The following is a 15459-nucleotide window of genomic DNA, read 5'->3' as shown; positions in this document are numbered from 1 at the left end:
TAGATACCCTGCATGGCGCAGATCGTGCATCAAAATTAGCGCTGTAAATTGTCTTTAGAGCTCTGCAGCGAATTCTTTAATCCAGCTCCGTAGCTCGGGGCCAAGATCATCACGTTCGGAGGCCAGAATGACATTGGCTTTGAGGTAGGAGAGCTTGTCACCGGTGTCAAAGCGGCGGCCCTTGAAGACAAGGCCATAGACACCTTCGCCCTGGCCTGAGCCCTGTGCAAGAGTCTGTAGAGCGTCAGTGAGCTGAATTTCGTCACCACGGCCAGGGGCGGTATTTTCCAGCACCTCAAATACCTTGGGGGAAAGGACGTAACGACCAATCACAGCAAGGTTGGAGGGTGCCTCTTCAGCTGCGGGTTTCTCGACCAGGCCGGTTACCTTGACGAAGCCATCTTCACCTTCAACAGCTTCAACAGCGGCGCAACCGTAAGCAGAAATCTGTTCCTCGGGTACCTCCATCAGAGCGACGACGGAGCCACCGGTCTTCTGCTGAACGGCAACCATCTCTGAGAGCAGGTCTTCTTTCTCATCGATGAGATCGTCGCCCAGAAGGACAGCGAATGGTTCATTGCCCACATGCACCTTACCGCGCAGAACTGCGTGGCCAAGCCCCTTGGGGTCGCCCTGGCGGACATAGTGAATCTCACCCAGGTCGTTGGAATCTAGGACACTCTGAAGCAAGGCATCTTTACCCTGCTCTTCAAGCTGCTGTTCCAGAACAGGAACGCGGTCAAAATGATCTTCAAGGGCGCGCTTATTGCGGCCGGTAATCATCAAAACATCGTTCAGGCCAGCACGAATCGACTCTTCGACCACGTATTGAATTGCGGGGCGGTCAACAACAGGCAACATTTCCTTGGGGGTTGCCTTTGTTGCAGGAAGGAAGCGAGTGCCGAGACCTGCAGCGGGGATAACCGCCTTGGTCACGGGAAGTGATTTATTTTCTGTCATAATCATCAGAATACCTAAAAACACTGCATAACCTGCTTATATGCTAGATAAATTGTGCACCATTAATTGCGTCATTAGGCTCGAAAGATTATCAACATGTCTCCAGCTACCAGCCAGTACAAGACATTTGCACGCGCTTATCTGAGGCACCGGCGACGGGAAACTGGCCAGCTAAACCTTGTGAGCCAAGCCTTTACCGGTCACCTACGCAGTCTCTGGGAATCTTCGCCCGAAGGCTCGACCATAGCAGCTTTTCTGCCCCTACCCACTGAGCCACCTATCCTCGATGGCCTAGCCTACGCTCACCGCGCCGGGCACCGTGTTTTCGTCCCCGTTGTTCTCCCTCATGGTCAGCTGGCCTGGGTTCTTTGGAGCCCGGTGGCACCCTTAGTGACCAATGCCTTAGGGATATCCGAGCCGCTAGGTCAGAGGCTGGGGGCAGAGGCTTTTCTTGAGGCTGATATCCGGCTAGTGCCGGCCCTAGCCTACGATATGCACGGCAACCGGCTAGGCCAGGGAGGCGGCTACTATGACCGGCTTCTCAAGCTACTGCCGGCCCAGGCAATGGATGCTTCAACACTCGGTCTTGTCTTCTCCCGCGAGATACTCGATGGGCTCCCCCACGCTGAGTGGGACGCAACCCTCAACTACGCGCTGACGGAGCAGGGACTACGGCAACTGGGTACTGGCAGCAAGAACAGAGTACAATAGCACCCGGTTATAACACTTACCTCACCGAAATGGAGCGACTGTGCCGGTTTACGTCTACCAGTGCAAGAATTGCGACCACCTATTTGAACAGCACCAGTCTTTTAGCGATCAAGCTCTCACCACCTGCCCGTCCTGCGGGCAGGACACCCTCCGCAAGAAATTTGGCCAGGTCGGTGTGGTCTTTAAAGGCTCAGGCTTCTACGCCAACGATAAAAGCAAGTAAAAAGGCCATAAACGGATGAAGGCTCCCCCACTATAGGGGTGAGGGAGCCTTCTTGTGTTTGTGCCTATTCGTAGTGCGGTGGGCGTTGCTCTTTGAGCCAGGTTGCTAGAGCGTCATTTTCAGGTGCTAGCTGACGTACAGGAGGCTCTAGACCTGCAAGGCGGGGTTCTTTCCCCCCGATGGGGGAGCCCCCCCTTGCGCGACGGTTGCCCCGTCTAGGCCGAGGAACCGGACTGAACCGAGTATTATCCTTGCTCTCTTCCGGAGCGCTCTCTGAGGCAGTCATGCGCTAGCTGTCTTTCCCCAGGCCCAGGTAGCTGTTGATTCGGCGGACAACAGCTTCGGGGTCAGAGAAGGCCTCAATGGTCCAGCAGGTCATATGATTCCAGCCGGTACGGGCTAAAAGCTCAGGAATCAGGCGGGACCGTTCACGCACGCTCAAAGCCGCATAGGCGTCAGAACCATCGGAGATAAGAGCCAAAGGCACCCGAGCAGGAATGACATGTTCCTGACCGTTCATCAGCTTACGTGTACGTGGGCTAGCCATCGCACCGGCAAGCAGTGAATCCTGATCACTGGTCATCACCAGCGACAGCAGCGGAACCGGCGACTGGTGCAAGGTCGTGGACTGAGGGTTCAAACGGCGCAAGAGATCATTGAGCAGCCAGTCCCCCATATCAATTGCTTCGAGGTGATCGTTAGTGAGGAACTCATTGACCGGCAACTGATCGGTAATCGGTCCAGCCATCTGCCGCTGAGCCTTGGCTTCCTGCTCTTTGCGGTAGGCAAGAAGTAGGCGGTAGACATCGAAGGCACCGTACTCGAGGCGTTGGGGGTCTAGGTCTTCCGGGCTTAGACAGGTGACAAAACGGGTGAGGTGACGAGCCCGGGTCATAGCTAGCACAAAGCTCTCACGACCGTACCGCTCAGATAGATGCCCAAAGTGGTGGGCCGCTCCCTGGGCAAGTTTTCCAGCCCCCAAAGCGAAGATAATGACGTCGCGTTCCATATCAACCGCGCGAGACACATCGACCACACGGAAGGACTCATCACCAGCAGCGAAGAAGGGGGTGAACTGCGGGTAGCGTACCAGCATCTGACGCACAGCCTCAGCGATACGCTGGGCATGGCGAGCTGTAGCGGTCACAACCGCCAGGGTCTGCCTGGGGGTACGGTAAGCGTGCTCAATCACCATCTCGGCGACTTTTTGCACCTCCGGGCTGGGCGAATCAAGGCTGGCGTTCTCAGAAACCTTGCCGGTGACGTTGACATACTCCACGGTTAGGGCCGGAGTGTCATCGGTGATCTCTTCGCCCCAGGGGTAGCTTGATAGCTCACCCCGATAGAAGTGCTCGTTGAGATAAGCAAAGAGTGCCGAATCCACAGCACGGTTTACGGTAGAGAGGCTACGCCCCGGTAGTATCCGTGACAGCGCCTCAAAGGTGCTGACAATCTTCTGGTCATGGACAGGGGGTGCGTTCCGTGCAACAGCAGAGACCATAAAGGGTGCAGGGAAACCGCTGTGCGGGTCACCCAAGGCAATAACCTGTTCAGCGCGAATGAGAGCAGGCAGGTTTGCCGCGAGCGGAGTGGACTCAGCATCGAGGAGGATTACCGCATCAAAACGCATGCTGGTTGGTACCTTGCCCGATAGCGAGAAGGGGCTTGCAATCCACAAGGGTAGCAGCGTGGTTGCCATCTTAGGTGAGTGTGTCAGCACCTGTCCCAGGTTAAACTCGTGTGCCTTGAGCTGGCTCCGCAGGTAAGCCGTCTGTTGTTCTTCTTCCTGGATCCGACGTCGCCAGGTATCAGCTACAGCGGCGTGCAGGCGCGCGGGCCCCGATGAGATATGGGAGTAGTCAGCCCTGCGGAACCGGGTCTCGAGGGCACGTAGGGCATCACCGTTGAGAATCTCAAGCTCTTGCGAAGCCAGCATCATTTCCAAAGCGGTCTGCCACCAGGCCAACTCAAGTTCAGCTGGGACAGCCCCAGCATCAAGCTGGCGCTCATAAAAGTCGGCAAGCAGTTCCGAGAGCCCCATCTCGGACAGCTGGCGGTAGAGGCTTTCGCGTTCTGGCAAGGTCTGGAGCAACCACTGATCCTCCACCAGAGAATTTAGGCGATTCTCAAGTGCACTCAAACGGGTCTGAGCGAAACGGGTACCAGCCGGTGAGTCCTCCAGCACGATAGCTAGACCGGTAAACTCATCGAGCAGGCGCATGTAATCAGCACGCAACTCAGCCAGGTTCCGGGGAATTAGAGGAAGGCGCTGGTCCTTAACCCAGGTAATCCATTCCTCCCGCTGGCCCTGAACAATGAACAGGCTCTCGTGAAGGTCTAGAACAGACTCACCGGGGACAATATGTTCCTTAGCGGTCTTACGCAGGCGGGTACGCTGAATGCTTGACATCTCGATGCCGTGCTCGCGCCGCCAGGTGCTGCTGGCGGTTGCCGCAATTAAATCGGTGACCGGGCGGTCAAAAATATCTGCCCTGAAGTAGGTCAGCGTCTCCGAAATTCTCTCCAGTAAATCAAGTTGCAGGCCCCAGTCGTCCATGGTGGTGGCCTGTTCCATACCGGTCTCATCAGCCATCAGTCGCATCTTGGCCGAAACATTTGCCAGCGAGGCACTCAGACTCTTAACCAGGTTGTGAGCCGCAGCGGTATCTTCGGCGCTGGCCAGCTTAGCCTTGTACCAGGCCGAGACACGGGTCGAGGGGCGAAAACCTCCCAGTTCCGCGTACCTCTGCAGGCGCTGAACGGTAGCGCTACGGGATACCAGAGCGTCCATAGTCTTGCGGGGTAGGCGCACACGGGTGGCGGGGGGCTCTTCCTGCGCGGTGAGAGCCGCTAGGGTCTGTAGGGCATCGTAAACTGAGCAGCCCCAGCGCGACTCGGTAAAGCGCAATGACTCAGTGTGGCCGCGTAATTTATTGCGGGTTTCGACAAGCTCCCGGTGAATCTCGCTGACGTTTGGGGCGGGTGCTTTCTCATCGCGAATAATCGCCTGAATAAACTCCTGGCGGTACTCTTCTGGACTCCGCTCAACCAATAGTGTGAAGGCCAAATCAGTCATGTGAACCCGGTTGAGTACCCGGCTAAAATCTGCCAGGGTTGAGCGCTTCTCACCGACCACCAGAACAGACTTACCCTGGTGGATAAGGGCCGCCGCTATATTGACTGCGGTACCCAGCTGATCGGTGCCCGGTGCCGCTGTTACGGTCATGGAGTGGCCCTGGTGCGCTAAGTCAACGATTTCCTGAGCTCTGGCATCGGCGTCAAGCACCAGCATGTCGGTGTCGGGGTCACGGGTATCCAGTGAGGGCCGGTTGTTATAAATCGGTGCCACAAAAGGCTTCTCAAGCGGGTTGAGCTTGAGCTGGGCTATATCACGCACCAGATCGGTGTGGGCATCAGCCGGCAGTTCACCCGTGCTTTCTTTCAGGTCAGCAAATGTTGAGATGAAATAGTTGGACTGAATGGTCATGCCGGGGATATTCCCGGTAGTTGCCCTCATTCTCTCAATCACGGGCTCTGGGTCCAGCTTGCTCATGGAGTTTGCTAGCTGAGCAACGTCCATGGTGCCCAGGTTAATCCCGTACTCTTTTTTGATTTGACGTACCATAGCGGGGTTCAGCTGGGCGGGGCCGGTTATCTGAACCTCAAAGTCATCGCTGGTGGGGTGCGGGGTCAGGCTGAGCGGTGCCATCAGAATAGGGGCAATAAAACGTTTCTCCCCTATCATGCGGCCCTCACGAATGTCGTGGGAGAGCCAGGAGGCTGTACCCGCTACGAAGTAGCCGGCGTCTAGCCCGTGGCTGGTGGCCAGCTCAAAGATTTTAGTGCGTAAGGCCCGGGCGGCAACCATGCCGCTTTCTAGTCTTGCTTTATCGCGCAGAATGGTCGATAGGCGGGTCTTGCGCCCCATGAACATCTGAGCAACACCCGACGAATTTGCCTCAGTCAAATCAATGTGCACATAGTCAACCTGATTGAAGTCAAGCATGGCATCGGGGCCGGTGTAGATTTCCATCTGCTCAGCCCAGGCCTCAAGGCCAGCCTGGATCTGGGCGGTGGTCTGGTCGTCAGTGACCGCAGGGGAGGAATCTGGGGCGTGCTCAGCTACGGTGCCAACGCCAGTATCCCCCCGGGTTGATTGGGGGGTAGGGGGCTGGGCATAGTCATGTCCCAAGGCTGGTTTGGGGGCAACCTGCTCGTTCACTGAAATACTCTGGCTTTCTGCACGTTTTTATGTCTCTACTATCATAGTTGCTCCTTCAAGCTACTACTGCAGTAAAGACTGGTTGCGGCTTATCTTTCCGCTGTACTCGAGAAAGTGTGAACATGGCCTAATAAGACTTCACGCGGCAAGCTTTTCCTGATGAGAGCAGAATCCCCGGGATGGTTAGGAACCTATCTAGCCTGCAATATAGAGGTTAAAATTTGCGACCAAAACGAGCAAAGAGAGAAAGCCAGTAAGTGCCATGCCGCCCAGGAGCACCCACTTCATGCGGGGGGCGAAGGGCTCGCCAGTGGCGTCCCAGAGGGAACGAGTATAAAAATAGCTCAACAAAAATCCGGGAATATTACCGACCAGTAATTGTTGCGCCACGGCAAAAATGCCAAAAATACGCTCTGTGCTTTCGTTCTCGACCTCAGCGCCCCTAAGTAGACCGGCCATAATAATTGAAATACAGCTGGTGATAAAGGCTAGAGCAATAGCAGGTTGGTTGAGCATTTCTCTGATACTCACCTGCGCACTTTGGGACACTGCATACTGGTAGGAAAAGTAGATAAAGGGGCTAACGATCCAGTACCAGAACATAAAGGTTCGCAGTTTTTGGGTGTTACGCAGGGCGTAGAAGATGGAATTCATGAATCTTTTTCTTTAAGGTCAAGGTACTGGATGTACTGGCGAACGATATAGTCCAAGAGCACGCTCAAGGTCACAAAAGAGTGGAAGGGCTCCGTATGGATGCTGGTCACGGTCGGGGTGCTCTCATAGTGAAGGGCGTGCTCAGCCACTGCCGAAATAGAGTTAACACCCAGAGCCGTGATAGCGATCATGGGCACCTTCCTCGAGGCCAATGCCCGAACTGTGGGTAGGGCACTCTCGGTTTCACCGGACAGGGAAGCAATGATCACCAGGTCTTCTGGTTTCATCACCCCAATGCTGCCCCTGAACTCACTCGAAGCAGGGATAACGTGTGTAAATTTTCCGCAGGTTAGCAACGATTTGGAGAACTCCTGAATCGCGGTCCGCTGGGCGAACCCGGTGCCGTAGCAGTAAATAGTTCGTGCGGTGTCAATCTTCTGCACAATAGGCGTGAAGTCAGTAGCCATCAACCCCTCATAGGTTGTGAGGATGTCGTTGCGCCCGCTTTCCAGAAAATCAATAGGAGGAGTCGTGGGCCCAGCTAGGGAGTTCTTGACAAAGAACTTTAGCTCGGCAAAACCCGAGAAGCCCAGTTTCTTGGTCAACCTGATGATGCTGGAGGTTGAAGTGAAAGTCCTGTGCGCCAGGGCGCTAATAGTGGAATCGGCGACAAACTCTTCGTTGTTCAACATGAAAGCGAGTATCTCGCGTTCGGTGTCGCTCAAACGGCTTTGGTGCGCGTTGACAAGTTCTTGTAAATCCACCAAGGGCTCCTGAGTCTTTCACGGTCACTGCGGTGATTACAGTATAGGTGTTTTCTCAGAAGCCCTCGATGGGAAAAATAAATGGCTAGGCCTTATTTACCTTTATTGACCAGTTCCTCGAACTTGTCACGGACCTGGGGCACGTCCATACCCACAATGACTTGCAGGGCCTTACCCTTATTGACCAGGCCAAGCGCACCTGCTGACTTAAAGTCAGCTTCGGTTCCCACCAGCTCGGGGTTATCAACGGAGATTCGCAGGCGGGTCGCGCAGTTATTGACTTGGGCGATATTTTCAGGGCCGCCCAAGAGAGCCAGGAAGTCGCTTGCTCGCTGGGTGTAGGGGTCGGTTGCTTCTGCGGTAGCAAGACCCGCAGCGGCGTCCTCAGCCCCCAGGGCACCCTTCTTTTTGGCTTCCTTGTATTCAGCCTTGGTGTAGAGCTTGGTTTGGCCGCCATCGGCTTCACGCCCGGGGGTCTTGAAATCAAATTTGAGGATGAGGAAGCGGAAGACCACAAAGTAGATAAGAGTGAAGCAGAGGCCGATAGCAATCTGGGTCAGCACCATACCTGAGTGGTTGGGCCACATGGGGATCCAGTTTTGGAAGAGGAAGTCAATCAGACCGCCGCCCATGTTGCCCACAACGCCGAAGCCATACATGGTAGCGGACATTGTTGCCGCGAGAACCGCGTGGACGGCGAAGAGCGGAGGTGCAAGGAAGAGGAAGGTAAATTCCAGGGGCTCGGTAATACCAATCAGCATTGCGGTCAAGCAAACCGGTATTAGCAGTGCCAGGGTTTCCTTGCGCTTCTCGGGGCGAGCGGTCGTGAAGAAAGCCGCTGCAATACCCAGAGGGCCGAAGACCTTGGAGTTACCGTGCAGGGCAAAACCGCCACCGGGGAAGAGTTCCTTGACGGGAGTGGTGCTGTTAGCAAAGGTATCCAGGTTAGCAACCCAGTACTTGGTGATGCCATCGGGAACAACAGCCGGGCCGAAGACGAAAGGTGTATAGATGAAGTGATGCAGGCCGGTGGGAATCAGGATGCGCTCTAGGAAGGTGTAGAGCCAAACACCGAACACACCAGAGTTCATGAAGAAGCCCTGGAGAGACCCGATACCGGTCTGAATGGTAGGCCAGACCATGACAAAGGCAAGAGCTACAGGCATCATGAGGAAGAAGCCCAGACCGTAGACGTACTGGGTACCCTGGAAGATACCCAGGAAATCGGGAAGTTTAGTGCCGAAGTAGCGGTTATGCAGCCAGACCACGATGGCGGAGATGATAATAGCACCGAAGATACCGGTGTCCAGAGTCTTGATACCGGCAATCATCTTCAGACCGGTACCGGCAGCACCTTCTGAAAGATCTACGCTGTAGTCAACGCCAAAGTTCTCGCCCCAGATGCTCAGGATTGAAGCAACGAAGTAGTTGAAGGTCAGGTAAACCATACCCGCTTCAAGAACCGCGCGGGCCTGAGCGGTCTTCGCCAAGGCAATAGGAAGACCCAGAACAAAGAGGAGTTCCATCTGGTTAAAGACGGTCCAGGCTCCTGACTCCCAGACTGACCAGAAGTTATACCAGCCGGTACCCTCAGCGGCAATACCGCCTAGAAGCTGCTCGTTCTTGCAGATGATAGCGATACCAACGGCAAGACCGGCGAATGCAAAGATGAGGACGGGGGCTAACATGGCCGAGCCGAACCTCTGAATCTTCTCCATCATCGGATAAGAACCTTTCGTGTGTAGGTCGCACCTGTCCCTTTGCCTCTGGGGCAAGCGGGATCTGTCAAGTGCTGACCGTGTAAGTACTAGGCCTATCTAATCACCCTCTGTTCTATTAGTCCCCCGCTTGTACTCACTTTGGAATTAATGCCACGAACTGGCACGTTTTACGGGAGCCGGTAAAAATACCGGCCCCGGGGCCCCTACTACCGGGGGCGCTATGGCGGGGGTTTTACCTAGGATAAATGGAGCAGAGAAAATGTCAGGGCACGAAAGAATGAGCCGAGGCCGCTATGAAGCTCCTAACCCTCAATACCCACAGTTGGCTTGAGATTCACCAGGTTTCCAAAATCTATGAGCTGGCGCAGTTTATCGTCCAACAAAAAATTGATGCCGTGGCCTTGCAGGAGGTTAACCAGTTTATCCACTCCCCCATCCTTGAGCATCCGCTGGGGTATGCGGGCGGAGCTGACCGCCCCGTGCGTCAGGACAATTTTGCGCTACTGCTCAACCAATTCCTGGCAAAGCTAGATCGCCCCTACCACTGGGCCTGGGCGGTCTCCCATCTCGGTTTTGAGCGCTATGACGAGGGGGTCGCGCTGCTCACTCGCGAGCCGATGCAAAGGCTTGAATGTATCGATGTGTCCCCTACTTACACGGATCAGGACGTTGCGCGCAGGGTCGTCATTGCTGCCAAGCTGGGCGCTGAGCACGGTGGCCTGTGGGTTACAAGCGCCCACATGAGCTGGTGGGAAGTAGAGGGGGCCTCGCTCTTTGCACAGGAATTTGAGATTCTCAATAGGTCTCTCAGAGAGCTTGCTGGCTCTGAGACAGTATTACTTGCCGGTGACTTCAATAATGCGGCAGAGGTAACCGATGAGGGGTACACGCTCATGCGGTCTTTGGGCTGGCACGATACCTATCTGACCGCAAGCCAGATTCAAGGGGAGCATACTGTGCATAAGGCTATCCACGGCTGGACTAACTTCACCCAAGCCCTCCGGATTGACCTGGTCTTAGCCAACCAGCCTCTTGACGTGGCCCAGCACAGCGTGGTGTTTCCCGATACATCAGATCAGGCTATCTCGGACCACTCCGGGCTTTTGCTCACTCTCAACCTCTAAATCGTTTCTCTCCTACAGTCTGAGGAAGGTACCCCATGACCGCCCCATCTCACCGCGAAACAGCCTGGTGGCAGGAACCCGTTGTCTACCAGATTTACCCACGCAGTTTCAAAGACTCCAACGGCGACGGCATCGGTGACCTACCCGGTATCACCGAGAAGATTCCCTACCTGGCCAGGCTGGGGGTAGACCTTATCTGGCTCTCCCCCATCTACAAGTCACCCAACCATGATAACGGCTACGACATTTCCGATTACCGGGCCATTATGCCTGAGTTTGGCACCATAGACGACTTCGATACCCTACTGGCCGCCGCTCACCAAGCGGGTATCAAAATCATGATGGACTTGGTTGTCAACCACACCTCCGATGAACACGAGTGGTTCATCCAGGCCAAGAGCAGTAAGGATAACCCCTACCGCGACTACTACATCTGGAAAGACCCCGCCGGGTATACCGAACGGGGAGAGCCAATCCCGCCCACCAACTGGATTGCCGCTTTTTCACCGTCCACCTGGGAATGGGAACCGACTACAGAACAGTTCTACCTACACATGTTCTCAGTCAAACAACCAGACCTGAACTGGGAGAACCCCACCGTCCGCCAGGAGGTCTATGACCTTATGCGTTTCTGGCTGGATAAGGGCGTAGACGGCTTCCGCATGGACGTCATTAACCTCATTTCCAAGGACCCTGCCTACCCCGATGACCCGGCTGTGGCCGCTGGGTCTAAGACCGATTCGCTGGGTATGGTGGCCAACGGTCCCCGCGTCCACGAGTTCCTTCAAGAGATGAACCGTGAAGTTCTTAGCAAGTACCCCGTGATTACCGTGGGCGAAACTCCACACGTCGATACCGCAGATGGCTTGCTCTACACCGGCTTTGACCGGGGCGAACTCCAAACCCTCTTCCAGTTTGAGCACATGGGCCTGGACGGCAACCCTAACCCGGCCCTGGGTAAGTGGAACGACACCCGCTTCAAGCTCGTAGACCTCAAAGACACCCTCAGCCGCTGGCAAAACGACCTGTCCGGTAAAGCATGGAACGCCCTCTACTGGAACAACCACGACCAGCCCCGCGCGGTCTCCCGCTTTGGCAACGACTCGCCCGAATACCGGGTACTCTCAGCCAAGATGCTCGGCACCGTACTCCACTGTTTACAGGGCACCCCCTACATCTACCAGGGTGAAGAACTCGGCATGACCAACGTCTACTTTGAAAATATCGAGGACTACAAGGACATCGAGATTCACGATGCCTACCGCAAGCTGGTTGGCTCCGGGCTGGTCAGCCACAAAGATATGCTCCGCTACATTTCTCAGTCCGGGCGCGATAATGCCCGCACCCCTATCCAGTGGAAGGCAGAAGCCCACGCAGGGTTTACAGGCGGAAAACCCTGGCTCAAACTCAACCCCCGCTACACCGAAATCAACGCGGAAGAGGCACTCGCTGACCCCGGTTCGGTCTTCTACCACTACCAGCATCTCATTGCCCTCCGCCACCAGCACCCGATCATGGTCAACGGGACCTATGAGCTCCTAGACCCCAAGGATGAGCAGGTCTACGCCTACTACCGGCACGGTACCGGCGCATCGGAGCAAGAGACTCTATTGGTCATTGCCAACTTCACCGATAACACCCTGGAGCGCACCTATCAAGAACCCGCAGGAGAACATACTCTGCTGACATCTAACTACCCCGATGACGCCCAAAACACCCTGCGACCCTACGAGGCCAAAGTCTATCTCTACCAAGCCTGACGGTAAGCTGGCCTTAACCCCTATCCCATAAGATCTAAGCACGCACAACAAGGAGCACCCATGGCAGATAATTCAGGTAAAAAATGGTGGAAAGAAGCGGTCGTCTACCAGATTTGGCCCCGTAGCTTCCAGGATTCCACCGGCAACGGTGTCGGCGATATCCCGGGTATCACAGCCCGCCTGCCCTATCTAGCAGAGCTAGGTATCAACGTCATCTGGCTTTCCCCGGTCTTTGCATCACCCAACGACGACATGGGCTATGACATCAGCGATTACCGAGCCATTATGCCCGAGTTCGGCACCATGGAAGATTTCGACACCATGCTGGAGACCGCCCATTCACTGGGCATCAAAATTCTCATGGATCTGGTCGTCAATCATTCCTCCGACGAGCATGAGTGGTTCAAGCAGGCCCGCTCAAGCCGGGATAACCCCTACCGCAACTACTACATCTGGCGCGACTCCTCCGGTGTGGATGCTGAAGGTAAGCCCCTACCCCCCAACAACTGGGGTAGCGAATTTGGCGGGCCCGCCTGGAAGTACGACGAACATACAGACCAGTGGTACCTGCACATGTTCTCGGTTAAGCAGCCCGACCTGAACTGGGAGAACCCCGCCGTGCGCCAGGAAATCTTCGACCTGGTGAACTTCTGGCTCGATAAGGGTGTTGACGGTTTCCGCTTGGACGCTATCAACATTATCTCCAAGCCCGAGGGCTTACCCGATGACCCGTCGGTTGTGCCCGACAAGCACAGCTCATCTATCCCCTTTGTTATCAAAAACGGCACCCGCGTTCACGAATGGATGCACGAGCTGAACATGGCAACCTTTGACCACTACGACTGCATGACCGTGGGTGAGATGAGCTGCACCAGCCCCCAGGATGCAGTTCAGTTCTCGGGCTTCACCTCCGATGAGCTCCACATGATTTTCCACTTTGAGCACGTCGGCCTGGATAACGCCCCCGGTGAGGGCAAATGGTCATATCAGCCCCTTGAACTGACCGCCCTCAAACAGGTTCTCAACACCTGGCAGCTTGAGCTGGCAGGCAAGGCCTGGGGTTCACTCTACTGGAACAACCACGACCAGCCCCGCATCGTCTCCCGTTTTGGGAACGACAGCCCCGAATACCGGGAGCGATCCGGCAAGATGCTGGCAACAGTACTCCACGGCATGCAGGGTACTCCCTATATCTACCAGGGCGAAGAAATGGGCATGACCAACGTGAAGTTCGAGTCGATTGAGGATTACAAGGACCTCGACTCCATCAACTTCTACGACGATCTTGTCACCCAGCGCCAGCAGATCAGCGCCGATGAGGCTATGGCTCTCATCCATCTCAAGGGTCGAGATAATGCCCGCACCCCCATGCAGTGGTCAGCTGGGCACAAGGCCGGATTCAGTACCGCTGAACCCTGGATTGGGCTGAACCCCAACTATGTGGACATCAACGCTGAAGAAGCAATGAGCCGCCCCGACTCACTCTGGCACCATTACCGTCAGCTCCTAGCCCTGCGCCGAGGTGAGCTTAAAGACCTGCTGGTCTACGGCACTTTTGTTCCTCTTGCCCCTGAGGACACCGAGGTTTACGCCTACGAACGTCACGGTGAAGGGGAGAAACTGCTCGTGGTTGCTAACTTTACCGACCGTGAGCTGACTCGCGAATTTGAGCTGGCAGCACTACCGGGGGTAGAGCTAGTACTGAGCAACTATGCAGATGATGCCGGGAGCGCCCTGCGCCCCTACGAGGCAAAGATCTATCGAGTAGTTGCTTAGTTTCCAGGAGCGCACCATCATTTATATTTGCTAGATATTTTGGGTGCACAAGCCCCTGACTGCTGATTTGAGCCCCTGTTTCAGCTTCGGCTCAAGCACCTCAAGCTTTGTGATTCTACCAGCACCTCAAAGGTCGCCGCAGAGTCAGAGCCCCGCCCCTATCACGGGGGCGGGGCTCTTTGTAGCTGTGATCCACTCGGAAATGGATAGATCACATACTAGGGACGGTAAGTGTAGCGGTACATGAAAGCCGCCATAGCTGCCCTAGTCGTTGGTGCCTGCGGGCGGAACGTACCATCGGCCCAGCCCTGAGTAATACCCTGATCAGCGAACCACCTAATCTCACGAGCAAAAGCATGCTGGGCAGAGACATCGGAGAAGACCGAACCAGCACTGGTAGCAGGCTCACCAGCTAAGCGGTAGAAGAAAGCCGCCATAGCCTCACGCGAGATACTCTCACCAGGCCGGTAAGTTCCATCGGGCCAGCCCTGGCTAATGCCGCGGTCAGCCAACCAGTTAATTTCTTTATAGAAGGGGTGAGTCACAGGAACATCACGGAAACGAGAAGCCTGCGGCGGCGTATAAGCAGGCGAACCAGCCATACGGTAGATAAAGGCTGCCATGGCCTCACGCGAGATACTCGCCTCAGGTCGGAAAGTACCATCAGACCAGCCCCGCGTAAGGCCTGCAGAAGCCAACCAATTAATTTCACCAGCGAAAACGTGGCTAGCCGAGACGTCCCGGAAGGCAGCAGGGCTCTGATAGGGCGAAACACCACCCACCGGCTTGTAATTAAAGAATGTTGCGAAAGCCCTCAAATCGCGCACTGACCCGTTGAAATAGTTAGAGTCCCCAGCAAAGGGGCCGGTCGATGAGTACTGCCAGATATCGTAGGTCCACCAACCCGAGGGCATAGCCCCCGGGAGGCTACTGTAACTGGCCAGGTGCAAGGGCAGGTAGTTAAAACGGGGAGTATCCCCCGTACAGGTGAGCCACCAGTCAGTGGTTGAATAAACAGCAGGGTAACGGCCGGTCAAGGCTTTGTAGGTCTGAACAAAATCATCGATCCAAGCAACCATCTGTGCCTGAGTCATATTGAAACAGATGTTACCGAATTGGCTATAAGGGTTGTACTCAATATCCAACAGGCCGGGCAGAGTCCTACCATCGGGGCTCCATCCACCACCATTTGCCACAAAGAAACGGGCCTGTTCAGCACCGCTCGACTGAGTCGGCAGGGCAAAATGGTAGCCGCCTCGCGGCATACCAACTGATTGGGCACCCCCATATTGGGAGGAGAAAGTAGGAGACGTATAGTAGTTGCCCTCCGACACCTTGACATAAGCAAAACGGGCACCCTTGGCATACTCCATTTGCCAGTCAATATAAGGTTGCCAGCCCGATACGTCCAGGCCGTACACCCCTAGCGCATCAGCCTGAGGGGTCTGGGCCTGAACGTCATCACCTGTGTCCCTTCCCAGTTGCTCAGCACGCCAGCTCTGGGCTTTCTTCAAGCCCTGGCCCATCTGGGCGCCAGGGCTCTT

At 55.5% G+C, this 15459-nt stretch carries 11 protein-coding genes; 5 read left to right on the top strand and 6 right to left on the bottom strand.

Features of this window, described 5'->3' with window-relative positions; all coding sequences use genetic code 11:
* Positions 1–54: 54 nt before the first annotated feature.
* Positions 55–963: a UTP--glucose-1-phosphate uridylyltransferase GalU gene (gene galU / locus ACN080_RS01785; protein ID WP_419111042.1), complete on the bottom strand. Its 909-nt coding sequence runs from the start codon at positions 961–963 to the stop codon at positions 55–57.
* A gap of 93 nt (positions 964–1056) precedes the next feature.
* Between galU and ACN080_RS01780 the strand changes: the two genes are divergently transcribed.
* Positions 1057–1671 (top strand): 5-formyltetrahydrofolate cyclo-ligase, encoded by a 615-nt coding sequence (locus ACN080_RS01780; RefSeq protein ID WP_419110742.1) that lies wholly within the window; start codon positions 1057–1059, stop codon positions 1669–1671.
* 40 nt (positions 1672–1711) lie between these two features.
* The gene (locus ACN080_RS01775) at positions 1712–1894 is read left to right on the top strand and encodes an FmdB family zinc ribbon protein (RefSeq protein WP_419099361.1); all 183 of its coding nucleotides are present in this window, start codon (positions 1712–1714) and stop codon (positions 1892–1894) included.
* 289 nt (positions 1895–2183) lie between these two features.
* On the opposite strand, the gene ACN080_RS01770 is transcribed toward ACN080_RS01775, so the two are convergent.
* The 4 genes from ACN080_RS01770 to ACN080_RS01755 all read right to left on the bottom strand — a co-directional run bounded on the left by ACN080_RS01770 (position 2184) and on the right by ACN080_RS01755 (position 9204).
* On the bottom strand, positions 2184–6116 hold the full coding sequence (locus ACN080_RS01770) for a DNA helicase (protein WP_419112890.1): 3933 nt from the start codon (positions 6114–6116) through the stop codon (positions 2184–2186).
* A 195-nt stretch (positions 6117–6311) separates the two neighbouring features.
* Positions 6312–6770, bottom strand: a complete 459-nt coding sequence (locus ACN080_RS01765; protein WP_419112889.1) for a cell shape determination protein CcmA — start codon at positions 6768–6770, stop codon at positions 6312–6314.
* Positions 6767–7534 carry a MurR/RpiR family transcriptional regulator gene (locus tag ACN080_RS01760; RefSeq protein WP_419099358.1) on the bottom strand — a complete coding sequence of 256 codons (768 nt, stop codon included), beginning with the start codon at positions 7532–7534 and terminating at the stop codon, positions 6767–6769. Before ACN080_RS01760 ends, ACN080_RS01765 begins: the two co-directional genes overlap by 4 nt.
* A 92-nt stretch (positions 7535–7626) precedes the next feature.
* The gene (locus ACN080_RS01755) at positions 7627–9204 is read right to left on the bottom strand and encodes an alpha-glucoside-specific PTS transporter subunit IIBC (RefSeq protein WP_419104941.1); all 1578 of its coding nucleotides are present in this window, start codon (positions 9202–9204) and stop codon (positions 7627–7629) included.
* Between the two features lie 344 nt (positions 9205–9548).
* Here ACN080_RS01755 and ACN080_RS01750 point away from each other — a divergent pair, with 344 nt between their 5' ends.
* The 3 genes from ACN080_RS01750 to ACN080_RS01740 are packed head-to-tail and all read left to right on the top strand — an operon-like array spanning position 9549 to position 13915.
* Entirely contained in the window at positions 9549–10379 is an 831-nt protein-coding gene (locus tag ACN080_RS01750) for an endonuclease/exonuclease/phosphatase family protein (protein ID WP_419112888.1), read from the top strand.
* 35 nt (positions 10380–10414) lie between these two features.
* Positions 10415–12139, top strand: a complete 1725-nt coding sequence (locus tag ACN080_RS01745) for a glycoside hydrolase family 13 protein (protein ID WP_419112887.1) — start codon at positions 10415–10417, stop codon at positions 12137–12139.
* Positions 12140–12199: 60 nt separating this feature from the next.
* Positions 12200–13915 carry a glycoside hydrolase family 13 protein gene (locus ACN080_RS01740; protein ID WP_419104920.1) on the top strand — a complete coding sequence of 572 codons (1716 nt, stop codon included), beginning with the start codon at positions 12200–12202 and terminating at the stop codon, positions 13913–13915.
* Positions 13916–14133: 218 nt separating this feature from the next.
* On the opposite strand, the gene ACN080_RS01735 is transcribed toward ACN080_RS01740, so the two are convergent.
* Positions 14134–15429 carry a GH25 family lysozyme gene (locus ACN080_RS01735; RefSeq protein ID WP_419112886.1) on the bottom strand — a complete coding sequence of 432 codons (1296 nt, stop codon included), beginning with the start codon at positions 15427–15429 and terminating at the stop codon, positions 14134–14136.
* Positions 15430–15459 lie beyond the last annotated feature (30 nt).

The organism is Rothia sp. CCM 9416 (genome assembly GCF_048513535.1).
GTDB lineage: Bacteria > Actinomycetota > Actinomycetes > Actinomycetales > Micrococcaceae > Rothia.
Note: the sequence above shows the minus strand (reverse complement) of the source record. Positions and strands in the feature narration are given on the sequence as shown.